General features: G+C 64.6%; 15 protein-coding genes. 14 read left to right on the top strand and 1 reads right to left on the bottom strand.

What is annotated here, in order from left to right; all coding sequences use genetic code 11:
• Positions 1-29: 29 nt before the first annotated feature.
• The 14 genes from FXN65_RS15695 (at position 30) to nuoN (ending at position 17,348) form a co-directional block, all read left to right on the top strand.
• Entirely contained in the window at positions 30-2,024 is a 1,995-nt protein-coding gene (locus tag FXN65_RS15695) for a PhoX family protein (RefSeq protein WP_151134073.1), read from the top strand.
• Positions 2,025-2,515: 491 nt separating this feature from the next.
• Positions 2,516-2,929: an NADH-quinone oxidoreductase subunit A gene (locus FXN65_RS15700; protein ID WP_077524433.1), complete on the top strand. Its 414-nt coding sequence runs from the start codon at positions 2,516-2,518 to the stop codon at positions 2,927-2,929.
• 10 nt (positions 2,930-2,939) lie between these two features.
• Positions 2,940-3,617 carry a NuoB/complex I 20 kDa subunit family protein gene (locus tag FXN65_RS15705; RefSeq protein ID WP_028628745.1) on the top strand — a complete coding sequence of 226 codons (678 nt, stop codon included), beginning with the start codon at positions 2,940-2,942 and terminating at the stop codon, positions 3,615-3,617.
• Positions 3,618-3,679: 62 nt separating this feature from the next.
• Complete coding sequence (gene nuoC / locus FXN65_RS15710; protein ID WP_151134074.1) at positions 3,680-5,461, top strand: NADH-quinone oxidoreductase subunit C/D; 1,782 nt, start codon at positions 3,680-3,682, stop codon at positions 5,459-5,461.
• A complete protein-coding gene (gene nuoE, locus FXN65_RS15715; RefSeq protein ID WP_107504067.1) occupies positions 5,458-5,958 on the top strand; it encodes an NADH-quinone oxidoreductase subunit NuoE in 501 nt (166 codons plus the stop codon). Before nuoC ends, nuoE begins: the two co-directional genes overlap by 4 nt.
• Positions 5,955-7,301 (top strand): NADH-quinone oxidoreductase subunit NuoF, encoded by a 1,347-nt coding sequence (gene nuoF / locus FXN65_RS15720; protein ID WP_151134075.1) that lies wholly within the window; start codon positions 5,955-5,957, stop codon positions 7,299-7,301. The genes nuoE and nuoF overlap by 4 nt, the downstream gene beginning before the upstream one ends.
• Positions 7,302-7,400: 99 nt before the next feature.
• Positions 7,401-10,109, top strand: a complete 2,709-nt coding sequence (gene nuoG / locus FXN65_RS15725) for an NADH-quinone oxidoreductase subunit NuoG (RefSeq protein ID WP_151134076.1) — start codon at positions 7,401-7,403, stop codon at positions 10,107-10,109.
• Entirely contained in the window at positions 10,106-11,098 is a 993-nt protein-coding gene (gene nuoH, locus FXN65_RS15730) for an NADH-quinone oxidoreductase subunit NuoH (RefSeq protein ID WP_151134077.1), read from the top strand. Before nuoG ends, nuoH begins: the two co-directional genes overlap by 4 nt.
• An 11-nt stretch (positions 11,099-11,109) precedes the next feature.
• Positions 11,110-11,658 carry an NADH-quinone oxidoreductase subunit NuoI gene (gene nuoI, locus FXN65_RS15735; RefSeq protein ID WP_077524440.1) on the top strand — a complete coding sequence of 183 codons (549 nt, stop codon included), beginning with the start codon at positions 11,110-11,112 and terminating at the stop codon, positions 11,656-11,658.
• A 10-nt stretch (positions 11,659-11,668) separates the two neighbouring features.
• Positions 11,669-12,169, top strand: coding sequence for an NADH-quinone oxidoreductase subunit J (gene nuoJ / locus FXN65_RS15740; protein WP_151134078.1), 501 nt, complete (start codon positions 11,669-11,671; stop codon positions 12,167-12,169).
• Positions 12,170-12,172: 3 nt separating this feature from the next.
• Entirely contained in the window at positions 12,173-12,481 is a 309-nt protein-coding gene (gene nuoK, locus FXN65_RS15745; protein WP_077524442.1) for an NADH-quinone oxidoreductase subunit NuoK, read from the top strand.
• Positions 12,478-14,325: an NADH-quinone oxidoreductase subunit L gene (nuoL, locus tag FXN65_RS15750; protein WP_151134079.1), complete on the top strand. Its 1,848-nt coding sequence runs from the start codon at positions 12,478-12,480 to the stop codon at positions 14,323-14,325. The genes nuoK and nuoL overlap by 4 nt, the downstream gene beginning before the upstream one ends.
• 25 nt (positions 14,326-14,350) lie before the next feature.
• Positions 14,351-15,877: an NADH-quinone oxidoreductase subunit M gene (gene nuoM / locus FXN65_RS15755; RefSeq protein ID WP_151134080.1), complete on the top strand. Its 1,527-nt coding sequence runs from the start codon at positions 14,351-14,353 to the stop codon at positions 15,875-15,877.
• Positions 15,878-15,884: 7 nt separating this feature from the next.
• Entirely contained in the window at positions 15,885-17,348 is a 1,464-nt protein-coding gene (gene nuoN / locus FXN65_RS15760) for an NADH-quinone oxidoreductase subunit NuoN (protein ID WP_151134081.1), read from the top strand.
• Between the two features lie 250 nt (positions 17,349-17,598).
• Here the strand turns inward: nuoN and FXN65_RS15765 are convergent, their stop codons facing one another.
• Positions 17,599-19,281, bottom strand: a complete 1,683-nt coding sequence (locus FXN65_RS15765; RefSeq protein ID WP_151134082.1) for a methyl-accepting chemotaxis protein — start codon at positions 19,279-19,281, stop codon at positions 17,599-17,601.
• Positions 19,282-19,336 lie beyond the last annotated feature (55 nt).

Consider the following 19,336-nt stretch of genomic DNA (forward strand, 5'->3'; position numbering starts at 1 on the left):
CCGTCGATTCGCCTGCGTGGAGACCCGCCTTGAACGAACACAACGACAAAGCCGTGCTCTTTGGTAACGGCGACGAACTGCCCAGCAACACCTCCGATAACCCGCATATCAGCGACCTCATCGGCAGCCTCAACCGCCGCCAGGTGCTGATCGGCGGCGCCGCCGCGAGCGCCCTGGCATTCCTTGGTGCAGCCCTCCCGGGAGAGGCGATGGCCGCCGACTCGCAAGCCAACGGCTTCCCCTTCAAGCCACGCTCGCGCCTGCCCTTCGATGCAATCCCCACCGGCCGCGCCGACGCCATCACCGTGCCGCCGGGCTACAAGGCCACGCCTTTCATTCCCTGGGGAACCCCGATCACCGGGCGCTATCCCGCGTTCCTCGACGACGCCAGCAACAGCGCCCAGGACCAGGCTGAACAGATCGGCATGCACCATGACGGCATGCACTTCTTCCCCATCGATGCCCGACGCGGCCCCGGCAGGCGTTCGGACCACGGCTTGCTGGTGCTGAACCACGAGTACATCGATGCTCCGCTGCTGCACCCCAACGGCCCGACCGTGGTCGGCGGCAAGCGCACCATCGCCGAAGAAGTCCGCAAGGAGATCAACGCCCACGGCGTTTCCGTGGTCGAGATTCGCCGCAATGTCAATGGCGAATGGGAAGTGGTGCCGAGCCGCCGCAACCGCCGCATCACCGCCGCCACGCCGATGCAGATCACCGGGCCGGCCCGCGGTCACAAGCTGCTGCAGACCCGCTACAGCCCGCAGGGCACCGCCACTCGCGGCACCCAGAACAACTGCTCCAACGGCTTCACGCCCTGGGGCACCTACCTCACCTGCGAGGAGAACTGGGCCGGCTACTTCGCCACCCGCGACACCGGCCTGCCGCGCGAACTGCAGCGCTACGGCCTGCGCAGCAGCAGCCGCTTCGGCTGGGAAACCCTGCCGGGCGACGAGTTCGAACGCTTCGACGCGACCCGCAAGACCGCCGATGCCAAGGGCGACTACCGCAATGAGCCGAACCACTTCGGCTGGATCGTCGAGATCGATCCCTTCGACCCCGACTCCACCCCGGTCAAGCACACCGCCCTGGGCCGCTTCGCCCATGAAGGCCTGATCTTCGCCCCGGTCAAGCCCGGCCGCCCCGTGGTCTGCTATTCCGGCGACGACTCGCAGAACGAGTACATCTACAAATACGTCAGCCGCGACAAGTATCGCCCTGGCCAGGCCGATGGTCGCCTGCTGGACGAAGGCACGCTCTATGTCGCCCGCTTCAATGCCGACGGCAGTGGCGACTGGCTGCCTCTGGACATCAATGATCGCAACTTCCTCAAGGCCTGCCTGGCCGCCGGCATCACCTTCGCCGACCAGGGTGAAGTGCTGATCAATACCCGCCTGGCCGCCGACGCGGTTGGCGCCACCCGCATGGACCGCCCGGAATGGGGCGCAGTGAATCCGGACAACGGCGAGGTGTACTTCACCCTCACCAACAACACCGCCCGCACCACCGCCGACGCTGCAAACCCGCGCCCGACCAACGCCTACGGCCACATCATCCGCTGGCGCGAGAACAGCCGCGATCACGCAGGCCGCCGCTTCGACTGGAACATCTTCCTGCTCGCCGGTCCCGAGGGCGACAGCCGCGGCCCGAATGGCAAGCCCCTGGGCGCGCAGAACATTCTCGCCAGCCCCGATGGGCTCTGGTTCGACGACGAAGGCCGCCTGTGGATCCAGACCGACATGAGCGGCAGCCAGCTCAGCGCCGGCCCCTTCGGCAACAACCAGATGCTCGTGGCCGACCCGCGCAGCGGCGAACTCAAGCGTTTCCTAGTGGGCCCGCTGGGCGCCGAAGTCACCGGCATCAGCGCCACGCCGGACTTCCGCACGCTGTTCGTGAACATCCAGCACCCGGGCGAAGGCTCCACCGCAACGAACCTGCTCAGCACCTGGCCGGACGGCGCAGGCAAGCGCCCCCGCTCGTCCACCGTGATCATCCAGCGCGAGGACGGGCGTCGCCTCCTCTGACTCCCCGCAAGGTCTGGGCCGACCCATCCGGGTCGGCCTCTTTTTCCACCACCGGCAAAAGTGCTTGAACAAAAACAAATGGAATTGTCGCAATTATGAACGCGACTTGAAGAGCAACTTCCGGGCTATTGGGGAATATTTGATCGCGCAGTTTCTTAGTTCTTCGAGACAACTCTCGTGTAGTGACTAATTAACCACCAATCAAACGATAATGCCTATCATTCGCGAAGCTGGTACGACCACCGCTGCGACATAAGGCCGCAATCAGACCAAGGCCTAAGAAAATCACGAAAGCCTTGCGCTTCGTGGCCTGCAGAGGAGACAGACGCCAAGAATCGGGCTTCTCAGGCAATTTTTTGGCCTGAAAAATTTACTTGCACACCCGGTCAGGCATAAAATTGTCGGAATCGATTGCCTGGGCATCATTTGATGCTCGGCATTAAACCTTTTAACGCAAGTGAACGCCGTTCCTTGTCTTAAGGAGTTCCGGCATGTCGGAAGCAACTGCCATCATCTCCCACAACTGGGGTTTCGCTGTTTTCCTGTTGGGCGTCGTCGGCCTCTGCGCCTTCATGATCGGGGTTTCCAGCCTGCTCGGCAGCAAGGCCATCGGTCGCAGCAAGAACGATCCCTTCGAATCCGGCATGCTCCCCACCGGCACCGCCCGCCTGCGCCTCTCCGCCAAATTCTATCTGGTCGCGATGCTCTTCGTGATCTTCGACGTCGAAGCCCTCTTTCTCTTCGCTTGGTCCGTTTCCGTCCGCGAAAGCGGTTGGGCCGGTTTTATCGAAGCAACCATTTTCATAGCAATTCTGTTGGCAGGTCTTGTCTACCTTTGGCGCATCGGGGCGCTTGATTGGGCTCCCGAAGGTCGTCGCAAGCGGCAGGCGAAGCTAAAACAATGAGGCTTTGGCAATGCAATACAAACTTACTCGGATCGATCCGGATGCGACCTATGAGCAGTATCCGATCGGCGAGCGGGAGACCGTTTCCGACCCGCTGCTAGAAGATCAGGTGCACAAGAACATCTTCCTGGGCAAGCTCGAGGATGTTCTCAACGGCGCAGTCAACTGGGGTCGCAAGAACTCCCTGTGGCCGTACAACTTCGGCCTCTCCTGCTGCTACGTGGAGATGACCACTGCCTTCACCGCGCCGCACGACATCGCGCGATTTGGTGCGGAGGTCATTCGTGCATCACCGCGCCAGGCGGACTTCATGGTCATCGCCGGCACCTGTTTCATCAAGATGGCGCCGGTCATCCAGCGCCTCTATGAGCAGATGCTGGAGCCCAAGTGGGTGATCTCCATGGGTTCGTGCGCGAACTCCGGCGGCATGTACGATATTTACTCGGTCGTTCAGGGCGTGGACAAGTTCCTCCCCGTTGACGTCTACATTCCCGGCTGCCCGCCCCGTCCGGAGGCGTTCCTGCAAGGCTTGATGCTGCTGCAGGAATCCATCGGCCAGGAGCGCCGCCCGCTATCCTGGGTCGTGGGGGACCAGGGCATCTACCGTGCCGACATGCCCTCCGAGCGAGAAAAGCGCCGCGAACAGCGTATTCAGGTCACCAACCTGCGCAGCCCCGACGAAGTCTGAGCCTGTTCTTCCCCGGAAGACCCCAGGCTCATTCTTTACGTTGACGAATAGCGACCGAGACCATGACTGCAGACACCGTTCTGTCCATTCCGCCTTACAAGGCAGACGACCAAGACGTCGTCGTAGAGCTGAATTCCCGCTTCGGCGCCGAAAGCTTCACCATCCAGTCGACCCGTACCGGCATGCCGGTGATCTGGGTCGGCCGTGACAAGCTGATCGACGTCCTCAAGTTCCTGCGCAACCTCCCGCGCCCCTACGTCATGCTGTACGACCTGCATGGCGTCGACGAGCGCCTGCGCACCCAGCGCCGCGGCCTGCCGAACGCCGACTTCACGGTGTTCTACCACCTCATGTCGCTGGAGCGTAATAGTGACGTGATGATCAAGGTGGCCTTGTCCGAAGGCGACCTCAACCTGCCTACCGCCACCGGTATCTGGCCGAATGCCAACTGGTACGAGCGCGAAGTCTGGGACATGTACGGCATCACCTTCGCCGGCCATCCGCACCTGTCGCGGATCATGATGCCCAACACCTGGGAAGGTCACCCGCTGCGCAAGGACTACCCGGCGCGCGCCACCGAATTCGATCCCTTCAGCCTGACCCTGGCCAAGCACCAGCTTGAAGAAGAAGCCGCGCGCTTCCGCCCGGAAGACTGGGGCATGAAACGCCACGGCGAGAACGAGGACTACATGTTCCTCAACCTCGGCCCGAACCACCCTTCCGCCCACGGTGCGTTCCGTATCATCCTGCAGCTGGACGGCGAAGAGATCGTCGACTGCGTGCCGGAAGTCGGTTACCACCACCGTGGCGCCGAGAAGATGGCAGAGCGCCAGTCCTGGCACAGCTTCATTCCGTACACCGACCGTATCGACTACCTCGGTGGCGTGATGAACAACCTGCCCTACGTCCTCGCGGTCGAGAAGCTGGCCGGCATCAAGGTGCCGCAGCGCGTCGACTTCATCCGCGTGATGATGGCCGAGTTCTTCCGGATCACCAGCCACCTGCTGTTCCTGGGCACCTACATCCAGGACGTGGGCGCCATGACGCCGGTGTTCTTCACCTTCACCGACCGCCAGCGTGCCTACAAGGTGATCGAAGCCGTGACCGGTTTCCGCCTGCACCCGGCCTGGTACCGCATCGGTGGCGTCGCCCACGACCTGCCGCGCGGCTGGGATGGCCTGGTGAAAGAGTTCGTCGAATGGCTGCCCAAGCGCCTCGACGAATACGAAAAGGCCGCCCTGAAGAACAGCATCCTGCGTGGCCGTACCATTGGCGTTGCCCAGTACAACACCAAGGAAGCCCTGGAATGGGGCGTTACCGGTGCCGGCCTGCGTTCCACCGGTTGCGACTTCGACCTGCGCAAGGCCCGCCCCTACTCCGGCTACGAGAACTTCGAGTTCGAAGTGCCCCTGGCCCACAACGGCGACGCCTACGACCGCTGCATGGTTCGCGTGGAAGAGATGCGCCAGAGCATCCGCATCATCGACCAGTGCCTCAAGAACATGCCGGAAGGCCCGTACAAGGCGGATCACCCGCTGACTACGCCGCCGCCGAAAGAGCGCACGCTGCAGCACATCGAGACCCTGATCACCCACTTCCTGCAGGTTTCCTGGGGCCCGGTCATGCCGGCCAACGAAGCCTTCCAGATGATCGAGGCGACCAAGGGCATCAACAGCTACTACCTGACCAGCGACGGCAGCACCATGAGCTACCGCACCCGGATCCGGACGCCCAGCTTCCCCCACCTGCAGCAGATCCCCTCGGTGATCCGCGGCAGCATGGTGGCAGACCTGATCGCCTACCTGGGCAGTATCGACTTCGTAATGGCTGACGTGGACCGCTGATCATGAGCACCCTTATCCAGACCGACCGTTTCGTCCTCAGCGAAACTGAGCGCTCGGCCATCGAGCACGAAATGCATCACTACGAGGACCCGCGCGCGGCGTCCATCGAAGCCCTGAAGATCGTCCAGAAAGAGCGTGGCTGGGTGCCGGACGGCGCCGCTGACGCCATCGGCGCGATCCTCGGCATTCCCGCCAGCGACGTCGAAGGCGTGGCTACCTTCTATAGCCAGATCTTCCGTCAGCCGGTCGGCCGCCACGTGATCCGCGTGTGCGACAGCATGACCTGCTACGTCGGCGGCCATGAGTCCGTCGTTGCCGAAATGCAGAAGCAACTCGGCATCGGCCTTGGCCAGACCACCACTGACAGCCGCTTCACCCTGCTGCCGGTCTGCTGCCTCGGCAACTGCGACAAGGCCCCGGCCGTGATGATCGACGACGACACCTTCGGCGACGTACAACCTGATGGCGTTGCCAAGCTGCTGGAGGCCTACCAATGAAGACCCTCACCTCCATTGGCCCGGCCAACCGCATCGCCCGCAGCGAAGAAACCCATCCGCTGACCTGGCGCCTGCGTGAAGACGCACAGCCGGTATGGCTTGATGAGTACCAGCAAAAGAACGGCTACGCCGCTGCCCGCAAGGCCCTGACCGAAATGGCCCAGGCCGAGATCGTGCAGCAGGTGAAGGACTCCGGCCTCAAGGGGCGCGGCGGCGCGGGCTTCCCCACTGGCGTGAAGTGGGGCCTGATGCCGGCCGACGAATCCATGAACATCCGCTACCTGCTGTGCAACGCGGACGAAATGGAACCCAATACCTGGAAGGACCGCATGCTCATGGAGCAGCTGCCCCACCTGCTGGTGGAAGGCATGCTGATCTCCGCACGCGCCCTCAAGGCCTACCGTGGCTACATCTTCCTGCGTGGCGAGTACGTCGACGCGGCGCGCAACCTCAATCGCGCGATCGACGAAGCCAAGGCCGCCGGCCTGCTGGGCAAGAACATCCTCGGCAGCGGCTTCGACTTTGAACTCTTCGTCCACACCGGCGCAGGCCGCTATATCTGTGGTGAAGAGACCGCACTGATCAACTCCCTGGAAGGCCGCCGCGCCAACCCGCGTTCCAAGCCGCCCTTCCCTGCCGCCGTCGGCGTCTGGGGCAAGCCCACCTGCGTCAACAACGTCGAGACCCTGTGCAACGTGCCGGCGATCGTCGCCAACGGTGTTGACTGGTACAAGACCCTCGCCCGTCCGGGCAGCGAAGACATGGGCACCAAGCTCATGGGATTCTCCGGCAAGGTGAAGAACCCTGGTCTCTGGGAGCTGCCCTTCGGCGTTCCTGCCCGCGAGCTGTTCGAGGACTACGCTGGTGGGATGCGCGACGGTTTCAAACTGAAAGCCTGGCAGCCCGGCGGTGCCGGTACCGGCTTCCTGCTGCCGGAGCACCTGGACGCCCCCATGTACGCAGCCGGCATCGCCAAAGTGGGCACCCGTATGGGTACCGGCCTGGCACTGGCCGTGGACGACAGCATCAACATGGTCTCCCTGCTCCGCAACATGGAAGAGTTCTTCGCCCGTGAGTCCTGCGGCTGGTGCACCCCGTGCCGTGACGGCCTGCCGTGGAGCGTGAAAGTGCTCCGTGCGCTGGAGCGTGGCGAAGGCCAGGCCGGCGACCTGGAGACCCTCGAGCAGCTCGTCAGCTTCCTCGGCCCAGGCAAGACCTTCTGCGCCCACGCACCGGGCGCCGTCGAGCCACTGGGCAGTGCGATGAAGTATTTCCGTCCGGAGTTCGAGGCAGGCATCGCCAGCCAGATTCCGGCAGCGCGTCCGATTCCCGTCGGCGCCTGAACAGAAGAATTCGCGCAGCGGCGGCCGCTCACCCGGCCCCGCGCGCACGCTGATTCCATTAGCCAAAGCCCGGTCACACGGGCAGATGAAGACTGAACCATGGCCACTATCCACGTAGACGGCAAGACGCTCGAAGTCGATGGTGCAGACAACCTCCTGCAGGCCTGTCTGTCCCTCGGACTCGACATCCCCTACTTCTGCTGGCACCCGGCGCTCGGTAGCGTCGGCGCCTGCCGCCAGTGCGCGGTCAAGCAGTACACCGACGAGAACGACAAACGCGGTCGCCTCGTCATGTCCTGCATGACGCCTGCCACCGACAACACCTGGATTTCCATCGACGACGAAGAAGCCAAGCAATTCCGCGCCAGCGTCGTCGAATGGCTGATGACCAACCACCCGCACGACTGCCCCGTGTGCGAGGAAGGCGGTCACTGCCACCTGCAGGACATGACGGTAATGACCGGCCACAACGCCCGTCGCTACCGCTTCACCAAGCGCACCCACCAGAACCAGGAGCTCGGCCCGTTCATCGCCCACGAGATGAACCGCTGCATCGCCTGCTATCGCTGCGTGCGCTACTACAAGGACTACGCTGGCGGCACCGACCTCGGCGTCTACGGCGCCCACGACAACGTCTACTTCGGCCGTGTCGAGGATGGCGTACTGGAGAGCGAATTCTCCGGCAACCTGGTCGAGGTCTGCCCGACCGGCGTGTTCACCGACAAGACCCACTCCGAGCGCTACAACCGCAAGTGGGACATGCAGTTCGCGCCGAGCATCTGCCACGGCTGTTCCAGCGGTTGCAACATCAGCCCCGGTGAGCGCTACGGCGAGATCCGCCGCATCGAAAACCGTTTCAACGGCTCGGTGAACCAGTACTTCCTCTGCGACCGCGGCCGTTTCGGCTACGGCTACGTCAACCGCGAAGACCGTCCGCGCCAGCCGCGTTTGGGCAACCAGCAGCTTGGTCTGGACGCCGCCCTGGACAAGGCCGCCGAGCTGCTCGAAGGCAAGCGCGTAATCGGCATCGGCTCGCCCCGCGCCAGCCTCGAAGGCAACTTCGCCCTGCGTGAACTGGTCGGCGCCGAGAACTACTACTCCGGCATCGCCGCCCAGGAACTCGCGAACCTGCGCCTGATCCGCGACATCCTGCAGAACGGCCCGCTGCCCGTGCCCACCCTGCGCGACGTCGAGAAGCACGACGCCATCTTCGTCCTCGGTGAAGACCTGACCCAGACCGCCGCCCGCATGGCCCTCGCCCTGCGCCAGGCGGTCAAGGGCAAGGCCACCGAGATCGCCGCCTCGATGAAGATCCAGGACTGGCACATGGCCGCCGTGCAGAACGTCGCCCAGGACGCCTTGAACCCGCTGTTCATCGCCAGCGTCGCCGCCACCCGCCTGGATGACGTCGCCGCCGAAAGCGTCCATGCCGCTCCTGCCGACCTGGCCCGCATCGGTTTCGCCGTGGCCCATGCCATCGACCCGAGCGCACCGGCCGTGGAAGGCCTCGAAAGCGAAGCCGCCGAGCTGGTCAAGCGCATCGCCGATGCCCTGCTCGCAGCCAAGCGTCCGCTGGTCATCTCCGGTGCGTCCCTGGGCGAGAAGGCTCTGATCGAAGCCGCCGCCAACATCGCCAGCGCACTGAAGAACCGTGAAAAGAATGGTTCCCTCAGTCTGGTGGTACCGGAAGCCAACAGCATGGGCCTTGCCCTGTTCGGTGGTGAATCCGTCGATGCCGCCCTGGACGCCCTGACCACTGGCAAGGCCGACGCCGTCGTCGTACTCGAGAACGATCTGTACCGCCGCGCCGATGCCGCCAAGGTCGACGCTGCCCTGGCCGCCGCCAAGGTCGTGATCGTTGCCGATCACCAGCAGACCGCTACCGTCGATCGCGCCCACCTGGTGCTGCCGGCTGCCAGCTTCGCCGAAGGCGACGGCACCCTGGTCAGCCTGGAAGGCCGCGCCCAGCGCTTCTTCCAGGTCTTCGACCCGACCTATTACGACGCCAACATCCTCGTTCGCGAAGGCTGGCGCTGGCTGCACGCGCTGCACAGCACCCTGCAGGGCAAGTCGGTCGACTGGACCCAGCTGGACCAGGTCACCACCGCCTGCGCCGACAGCAGCCCGCTGCTCGCCGGCATCCGTGACGCCGCGCCGAACTCCTCGTTCCGCATCAAGGGCCTGAAGCTCGCCCGTGAACCGCACCGCTACAGCGGCCGGACCGCCATGCGCGCCAACATCAGCGTGCACGAGCCGCGTCAGCCCCAGGACAAGGACTCCGCCTTCGCCTTCTCCATGGAAGGCTACGCCGGCACCAAGGAGCCACGTCAGCAGATCCCCTTCGCCTGGTCCCCGGGCTGGAACTCGCCGCAGGCCTGGAACAAGTTCCAGGATGAAGTCGGCGGTCACCTGCGCGCTGGCGACCCGGGCGTTCGCCTGATCGAGGCCAAGGGACAGTCCCTGCCCTGGTTCAGCGTCAACGCCGCCTTCAACCCGGCCCAGGGCACCTGGCAGGCCGTGCCGTTGCATCACCTGTTCGGCAGCGAGGAGAGCAGCTCCCGCGCCGCTCCGGTGCAAGAGCGCATCCCGCAGCCCTATGTGGCCCTGGCCAAGGACGAAGCCGATCGCCTCGGCGTCAATGACGGCGCCCTGCTCGCCCTGACCGTCAACGGCCAGACCCTGCGTCTGCCGCTGGCCATCAAGGAAGAAATGGGCATTGGCCTGGTCGGTCTCCCGGCGGGCCTGCCGGGCATCCCGGCCGCCTTCGCCGGCGCCGTTGTCACTGCCGTACAGGAGTCCGCGCAATGAGCTGGCTGACGCCCGAACTGATCGACATCGTCGTCGCCGTCCTCAAGTCCATCGTCATTCTCCTGGCGGTGGTGGTGAGCGGCGCGCTGCTCTCCTGGGTGGAACGTCGCCTGCTGGGCCTGTGGCAGGACCGTCATGGTCCGAACCGCGTTGGCCCGTTCGGCGCCTTCCAGCTCGGCGCCGACATGATCAAGATGTTCTTCAAGGAAGACTGGACCCCGCCGTTCGCCGACAAGCTGATCTTCACGCTGGCACCCATCATTGCGATGAGCGCCCTGCTGATCGCTTTCGCCGTGGTGCCGGTCACCCCCACCTGGGGCGTGGCCGACCTGAACATCGGCGTCCTGTTCTTCTTCGCCATGGCCGGCATCGCGGTATACGCGGTGCTCTTCGCCGGCTGGTCGAGCAACAACAAGTTCGCCCTGCTGGGCAGCCTGCGTGCCTCGGCCCAGACCATCTCCTACGAGGTGTTCCTGGCCCTGTCGCTGATGGGCATCGTGGCCCAGGTCGGTTCCTTCAACATGCGCGACATCGTTGAATACCAGGCCCAGAACCTGTGGTTCATCATCCCGCAGTTCTTCGGCTTCTGTACCTTCATCATCGCTGGCGTCGCCGTGACCCACCGTCACCCGTTCGACCAGCCGGAAGCGGAACAGGAACTGGCCGACGGTTATCACATCGAATACGCCGGCATGAAGTGGGGCATGTTCTTCGTGGGCGAGTACATCGGCATCGTGCTGATCTCCGCCCTGCTCGTGACCCTGTTCTTCGGTGGCTGGCACGGCCCGTTCGGCATCCTGCCGCAGATCCCCTTCATCTGGTTCGCACTCAAGACCGGCTTCTTCATCATGCTGTTCATTCTGCTGCGCGCGTCCATCCCGCGCCCGCGCTATGACCAGGTGATGGCCTTCAGCTGGAAGGTCTGCCTGCCGCTGACCCTGATCAACCTGCTGGTGACCGGCGCCCTGGTGCTGGCCGCGGCCCAGTAAGGAGTAATGCCATGATCAAAGAAATCATCCATGTCGTGCATGGCACCTTCACCCAGCTTCGCAGCCTGGTGATGATCTTCGGCCATGCCTTCCGCAAGCGTGACACCCTGCAATACCCGGAAGAGCCCGTGTACCTGCCGCCGCGCTACCGTGGCCGCATCGTCCTCACCCGCGACCCCGACGGCGAAGAGCGTTGCGTAGCCTGCAACCTGTGCGCCGTTGCCTGCCCGGTCGGCTGCATCTCCCTGCAGAAGGCCGAAACCGACGATGGCCGCTGGTACCCCGAGTTCTTCCGCATCAACTTCTCCCGCTGCATCTTCTGCGGCCTGTGCGAGGAAGCCTGCCCCACCACGGCGATCCAGCTGACCCCGGATTTCGAGATGGGCGAGTTCAAGCGCCAGGACCTGGTGTACGAGAAGGAAGACCTGCTGATCTCCGGCCCGGGCAAGAACCCGGACTACAACTTCTATCGCGTGGCAGGCATGGCCATCGCCGGCAAGCCGAAAGGCGCCGCGCAGAACGAAGCCGAGCCGATCAACGTGAAGAGCCTGCTGCCCTAAGGAGACGCGCGTGGAATTCGCCTTCTATTTCGCCGCCGGTGTGGCCGTTGTCTCCACCCTGCGGGTGATTACCAACACCAACCCGGTGCATGCCCTGCTGTACCTCATCGTCTCGCTGCTGGCGGTGTCGATGTGCTTCTTCGCCCTGGGCGCGCCCTTTGCCGGCGCACTGGAAATCATCGTCTACGCCGGCGCCATCATGGTGCTGTTCGTCTTCGTGGTGATGATGCTGAACCTCGGACCGGCAATCGCCGAACAGGAAAAGAAGTGGCTCAAGCCCGGTATCTGGACCGGCCCTGCCCTGCTTTCGCTGGTGCTCTTGGCCGAACTGCTTTACGTGCTGTTCGGCAATGCCAGCGGCGCCACCATCGGTCACACCACCGTGGACTCCAAGGCAGTCGGCATCGCCCTCTTCGGCCCGTACCTGCTCGCCGTGGAACTGGCTTCCATGCTGCTGCTCGCAGCCCTGGTAGCCGCCTTCCACCTCGGCCGCCACGAAGCTAAGGAATAAGCCATGAACGCAATCCCTCTGGAACATGGCCTCGCGGTCGCCGGCGTGCTCTTCTGCCTGGGCCTCACCGGCCTGATGGTGCGCCGCAACATCCTGTTCGTGCTCATGAGCCTGGAAGTCATGATGAACGCCGCCGCGCTGGCCTTCGTGGTCGCCGGCGCCCGCTGGGCCCAGCCTGACGGCCAGATCATGTTCATTCTGGTGATCAGCCTTGCAGCCGCCGAAGCCTCCATCGGCCTGGCGATCCTGCTGCAGCTGTACCGCCGCTTCCATACCCTCGATATCGACGCTGCCAGCGAGATGCGCGGATGAACCTTCTATTCCTCACTTGCCTGTTCCCGCTGCTTGGCTGGTTCATCCTGGCCTTCTCCCGCGGGCGTCTCTCCGAAAACACCTCCGCCGTAATCGGCGTCGGCTCCGTGGGCCTGTCGGCCCTGGTCGCCGCCTCGATCATCTGGCAGTTCAACGTGGCCCCGCCGGAAGGCGGCGTCTACACCCAGGTGCTCTGGCAGTGGATGAGCGTGGCGGGCTTCGCGCCCAGCTTCACCCTCTACCTGGACGGCCTGTCCCTGACCATGCTCGGCGTGGTCACCGGCGTCGGCTTCCTGATCCACCTGTTCGCCTCCTGGTACATGCGCGGTGAAGAGGGTTACTCCCGCTTCTTCGCCTACACCAACCTGTTCATCGCCAGCATGCTGTTCCTGGTGCTGGGCGATAACCTGCTGTTCCTCTACTTCGGTTGGGAAGGCGTGGGTCTGTGCTCGTACCTGCTGATCGGCTTCTACTTCAAGCACACGCCCAACGGCAACGCAGCGCTGAAGGCCTTCATCGTTACCCGCGTGGGCGACGTATTCATGGCCATCGGCCTGTTCATCCTGTTCTTCCACCTGGGCACCCTGAACATCCAGGAGCTGATGAAGCTGGCCCCCGAGAAGTACGTGGCTGGCGACGCCTGGCTCTGGGTCGCCACCCTGATGCTGCTCGGCGGCGCCGTGGGCAAATCCGCCCAGCTGCCCCTGCAGACCTGGCTGGCCGACGCGATGGCGGGCCCGACCCCGGTTTCCGCGCTGATCCACGCGGCGACCATGGTGACCGCGGGCGTCTACCTGATCGCGCGTACCCACGGCCTGTTCCTGCTGACCCCGGAAATCCTCGAACTGGTCGGCATCGTCGGTGGCGTGACCCTGGTCCTGGCCGGCTTCGCCGCCCTGGTGCAGACCGACATCAAGCGCATCCTCGCCTACTCCACCATGAGCCAGATCGGCTACATGTTCCTCGCCCTCGGCGTGGGTGCATGGGACGCGGCGATCTTCCACCTGATGACCCACGCCTTCTTCAAGGCCCTGCTGTTCCTTGCCTCCGGCGCGGTGATCAACGCCTGCCACCACGAGCAGAACATCTTCAAGATGGGCGGCCTGTGGAAGAAGTTGCCGCTGGCCTACGCCTGCTTCATCGTCGGCGGCGCGGCCCTGGCGGCCCTGCCCCTGGTCACCGCCGGCTTCTACTCCAAGGACGAGATCCTCTGGGAAGCCTTCGCCAGTGGCCATAGCGGCCTGCTCTACGCTGGCCTCGCGGGCGCCTTCCTGACCTCGATCTACACCTTCCGCCTGATCTTCATCGCCTTCCACGGCGAAGCGAAGACCGAAGCCCATGCCGGCCACGGCATCGCCCACAGCCTGCCGCTGGTGGTGCTGCTGGTGCTGTCCACCTTCGTCGGCGCGCTGATCACCCCGCCGCTGGCCGGTGTCCTGCCGGAAAGCGTCGGCCATGCCGGTGGCGAGGCCAAGCACAGCCTGGAAATCGCTTCGGGCGCCATCGCCCTGGCGGGCATCCTCCTGGCCGCCCTGCTGTTCCTCGGCAAGCGCCGCTTCATCAGTGCCGTGGCCCAGAGCGCCCCGGGCCGCTTCCTCAGTGCCTGGTGGTACGCCGCCTGGGGCTTCGACTGGCTCTACGACCTGCTGTTCGTCAAACCCTACCTGCTGGCCTGCCGCCTGCTCCGTCGCGACCCCATCGACGGCACCATCGGCCTGGTCCCGCGTGTAGTGAAGGGCGGCAACTTCGCCCTCAGCCGTAGCCAGACCGGCCAGCTGCGCTGGTACGCCGTATCCATCGTCGGCGGAGCCGTGCTCGTGCTCGGCGCCGTGCTGCTGACCTGAATCTTCTTAAGGAATTGAGCCCGTCATGATTCTGCCCTGGCTAATCCTGATTCCCTTCATCGGTGGCCTGCTCTGCTGGCAAGGTGAGCGCTTCGGCGCCACCCTGCCCCGCTGGATCGCCCTGCTCACCATGACCCTGCTGTTCGTCCTCGGCCTCTGGCTGTGGGCGACCGGCGACTTCACCCTGGCTCCCGCGCCCGGCACCGAGCCGGTTTGGGCGGAAGAGTTCAAGGTGCAGTGGATCGAGCGCTTCGGCGTCACCATCCACCTGGCCCTGGACGGCATCTCCATCCTGATGATCGTCCTCACTGGCCTGCTCGGTGTGCTGTCCGTGCTCTGCTCCTGGCGTGAAATCCAGAACCGCGTCGGTTTCTTCCATCTCAACCTGATGTGGATCCTCGGCGGCGTGGTCGGCGTGTTCCTCGCCATTGACCTGTTCCTGTTCTTCTTCTTCTGGGAAATGATGCTGGTGCCGATGTACTTCCTCATCGCGCTCTGGGGTCATAGCGGCAGCAAGGGCAAGACCCGCATCAACGCCGCCACCAAGTTCTTCATCTACACCCAGGCCAGCGGCCTGATCATGCTGGTGGCCATCCTCGGCCTGGTACTGGTGAACTACAGCAACACCGGCGTGCTGACCTTCAACTACGCCGACCTGCTGAAGACCCAGCTCGCCCCCGGTACCGAGTACCTGCTGATGCTCGGCTTCTTCGTCGCCTTCGCGGTGAAGTTCCCGGTGGTTCCGTTCCACTCCTGGCTGCCCGATGCCCACGCCCAGGCCCCGACTGCGGGCTCCGTGGACCTCGCCGGTATCCTGCTGAAGACCGCCGCCTACGGCATGATCCGTTTCGCCCTGCCGCTGTTCCCCAACGCCTCGGCCGAGTTCGCGCCGATCGCCCAGTGGCTCGGCGTATTCGCCATTGTCTACGGTGCCCTGCTGTCCTTCGCCCAGACCGATATCAAGCGCCTGGTGGCCTACTCCAGCGTGTCCCACATGGGCTTCGTGCTGATCGCCATCTACTCCAGCAGCCAGATCGCCCTGCAGGGCGCCATCGTGCAGATGATCGCCCACGGTCTCTCCGCTGCCGCACTCTTTATCCTGTGTGGCCAGCTGTACGAGCGACTGCACACCCGTGACATGCGCGAAATGGGCGGTATCTGGAATCGCATGCCATACCTGCCCGGCATCAGCCTGTTCTTCGCCGCCGCCGCCCTCGGCCTGCCGGGCACCGGCAACTTCGTCGGCGAGTTCCTGATCCTGGTCGGCGCCTTCCAGCAGGTACCGTGGATTGCCGTACTGGCCTCCACTGGCCTCGTGTTCGGCTCGGTCTACTCGCTGATCATGATCCACCGCGCCTACTTCGGCCCGTCGAAGAACGACAACGCCTACGAAGGCCTGCGCTATCGCGAACTGACCATGGTCCTGGGCCTTGCCGGCCTCCTGATCCTGCTCGGCATCTACCCGCAACCGGTACTGGATACCTCCGCTGCGACCATGCACGGCGTGCACCAGTGGCTGGACTCCGCCGTCAATCAACTTGTTGCCCGGTAAGTAGGTTATGGAATTCACGACTCAACACCTGATTGCCCTGCTACCGCTGCTGGTCACCTGCGCCACCATTGTCGTGGTGATGCTGGCCATCGCCTGGAAGCGGCACCACTCCTGGACCTTCGGCCTCTCGGTCATCGGTCTGAACCTCGCCCTGCTGTCCATCATCCCGGCACTGAAGGTCGCTCCCCTGGAAGTGACCCCGCTGATGATGATCGACAACTTCGGCGCCTATTACATGGCGCTGGTCCTGGCCGGCACCCTCGCCTGCGTCACCCTGATCCACGCCTACCTGGGCGGTGAATCGGGCAAGGGCTACCCGGGCAACCGCGAAGAGATGTACCTGCTGATCCTCCTGGCCGCCGCCGGCGGCCTGGTACTGGTCACCGCGCAGCACCTGGCCGGCCTGTTCATCGGCCTGGAACTGCTTTCGGTACCGGTTTACGGCCTGGTGGCGTACGCCTTCTTCAACAAGCGTTCCCTGGAAGCCGGCATCAAGTACATGGTGCTGTCCGCCGCCGGTTCCGCCTTCCTGCTGTTCGGCATGGCCCTGCTCTATGCCGACGCCGGCAGCCTGAGCTTCAGCCAGCTGGCCGCCGCCGGTACCTCCAGCGTGCTGTCCCAGCTCGGCATCGGCATGATGCTGATCGGCCTCGCATTCAAGCTGTCCCTGGTTCCGTTCCACCTCTGGACCCCGGACGTGTACGAAGGCGCCCCGGCGCCGGTGGCCGCCTTCCTGGCCACCGCAAGCAAGGTGGCCGTGTTCGCCGTGCTGCTGCGTCTCTATCAGCTCTCCCCGGCGACCGCCGGCGGCTGGCTGAACGACCTGCTGACCGTCATCGCCATCGCCTCCATCCTGTTCGGCAACCTGCTGGCCCTGGTGCAGAACAACATCAAGCGTCTGCTGGGCTACTCCTCCATCGCCCACTTCGGCTACCTGCTGGTGGCGCTGATCGCGAGCAAGGGCCTGGCCGTGGAAGCCATCGGTGTCTACCTGGCCACCTACGTGCTGACCAGCCTGGGCGCCTTCGGTGTCGTCACCCTTATGTCCACCCCCTACAGCGGCCGTGACTGCGATGCCCTGTACGAGTACCGCGGCCTCTTCTGGCGCCGTCCGTACCTGACCGCCGTGCTCACCGTGATGATGCTGTCGCTCGCCGGCATCCCGCTCACCGCAGGCTTCATCGGCAAGTTCTTCGTGATCGCCGCCGGTGTCGAATCCGGCCTCTGGTGGCTGCTGGGGGCCATGGTCCTGGGTAGCGCCATCGGTGTGTTCTACTACCTGCGCGTCATGGTCACCCTGTTCCTGGTGGAGCCGAACCTGCGTCGTCACGATGCGGACCTGCACTGGGCCCAGCGCGCCGGCGGCATCATGCTGCTGTTCGTGGCCCTGCTGGCCTTCTTCCTCGGTGTCTACCCGCAGCCGCTGCTGGACCTGGTCCAGCACTCCGGTCTGGTGGCCCTGGCCAACTGAGGCAAGCCCGAGCAACGAAAAACCCGGCCAGGTGCCGGGTTTTTTGTGGGCGGTTTCCTGGGGGCTGCGTCAGGCCCTGCTCCATGGGGTGGGTAAAGGAACCGAGGCCATGTGGCCGCCGAGCGGCTTCGAGGGGCGGACATCGCTCCGCATTTCCAGCATTCGAGACCGATCCCTCCGCCTATGGTGGACCGTTGAAGCGCGGTCCACCCCAAGCACCGGGCAGAACTGCAGATGGCCGTTATGACCATCAGATCCTGAACTGCCTCACCAACCCGCCCAGGCTGTCGCCCAGCCGGGAAAGACTGCGGGCGGTCTCGGCACCCTGGCGGGTTTCCTCCGCCACGCTGTCCACCGCCACGGCGATCTGGTGCACGCTGCGGTTGATCTCCTCGGCCACCGCAGTCTGCTCCTCGGCGGCGCTGGCGATCTGGGCGTTCATGGCATTGATGGTGCCGATCAGCCCGGCGATGGCATCCAGGGAGGCGCCTGCCTGGTTGGCCTGGCTGCTGGTGGTTTCGCCGGCATCGCTGGAGCGGCGCATCGCGGTCACCGCGTCCTGGGTTCCCTGCTGCAGGCGATCGATCATGCCCTGGATTTCCTGGGTGCTCTGCTGCGTGCGGCTGGCCAGGGCGCGGACCTCGTCCGCCACCACGGCGAAGCCGCGGCCCGCCTCACCGGCGCGCGCCGCTTCGATGGCCGCGTTGAGTGCCAGGAGGTTGGTCTGTTCAGCGATGGAGCGGATCACGCCAAGCACGCTGACGATGGACTGCACGTCCTGCTGCAGGCTGTCCAGGGACAGGCCGCTGCTACGGATATCGCCCACCAGGGCATGAATGCGGGTGATGCTGCCGTCCACCACCTGCTTGGCGGCCTGGCCCTCCTGGTCGGTCTGCCGGGCCGCCTCGGCCGCGCCTTGCGCGCTCCTGGCCACTTCATGCGCGGCGGCGGACATCTCGTTGATGGCGGTCGCCACCTGGTCGGTCTCCTGGCGCTGGCGATCCATGGCCTGCTCGGATCGCTGTGCCTGCGCAGCCACCTCCCCCACCAGCGCCGTGAGCTGGCCGGTCATGTCGACGATCTGGCGTACCAGGCCATGGATCTTCTCGACGAAGCGGTTGAAGGAGCCCGCCAGTTCGCCAAGCTCGTCATGGCTGTCGACCACCAGGCGGCGGGTCAGGTCGCCTTCGCCGGCGGCGATGTCGTCCAGGTTGGCCCTGATCCGCTGCAACGGGCGCACCAGGGCATTGGCCAGTCCCAGGCCAACCAGGCCGAAGATCACCAGCAGCACGGCAGCGATCACCACCACGCTGGTCACGATGGTGCTCACGCGCTCGTCGATCTCTCGCTCCACTTGCGCCACCTGGGCCGCCACGCCATCCAGGTTCACCGCAGTGCCCAGGGCCAGGTCCCACTTGGGCAGGTAGTAGCTGTAGGCCAACTTGGGTACCAGCACGCTCTCGTTGCCCGGTAGGGAGGAGCTGTACTCCACGTAGTTGGAGCCGTCCTTGGCCACCGCCACCAGGCGGTCGTTCACGGCTACGCCGTTGGGGTCCTTGCGGCCGGTGAAACTCTTGCCCACATCTACCGGGCTGTCACCGCGAAACAGGCGAATCACCTGGGAGTCGTAGCCGAAGAAATAGCCGTCCTTGCCGTACTTGATCTTCGACAGAATGGCGATGGCCTGGTCGCGGCTGGCGGCGTCGCCCTGGGCCGAAGCGTCGTACAGTGCCTGCACCGACCCCAGGGCGATCTGCATGTAGCTCCTGAGTTCTTCGCGGCTCTCGCCGATCAGGCGCTCGCGGGTGTTCTTCACTTCGTCTTCGGCCAGGCGGTGGATCACCTGGGTCACCGCGCCGGACAGCACCAGCGCGAAGAGGATCACAGGCACCAGGGCCAACAGCAGGACTTTGGTCTTCAGGGTCAAACGCATCGGGGCAATCCTCGAAAAGCAGGGGTCCGGAAAGCAAGACGGGGTTGCCGTCTTA

This window comes from Pseudomonas lalkuanensis (assembly GCF_008807375.1).
In the GTDB taxonomy this organism is placed as follows: domain Bacteria; phylum Pseudomonadota; class Gammaproteobacteria; order Pseudomonadales; family Pseudomonadaceae; genus Metapseudomonas; species Metapseudomonas lalkuanensis.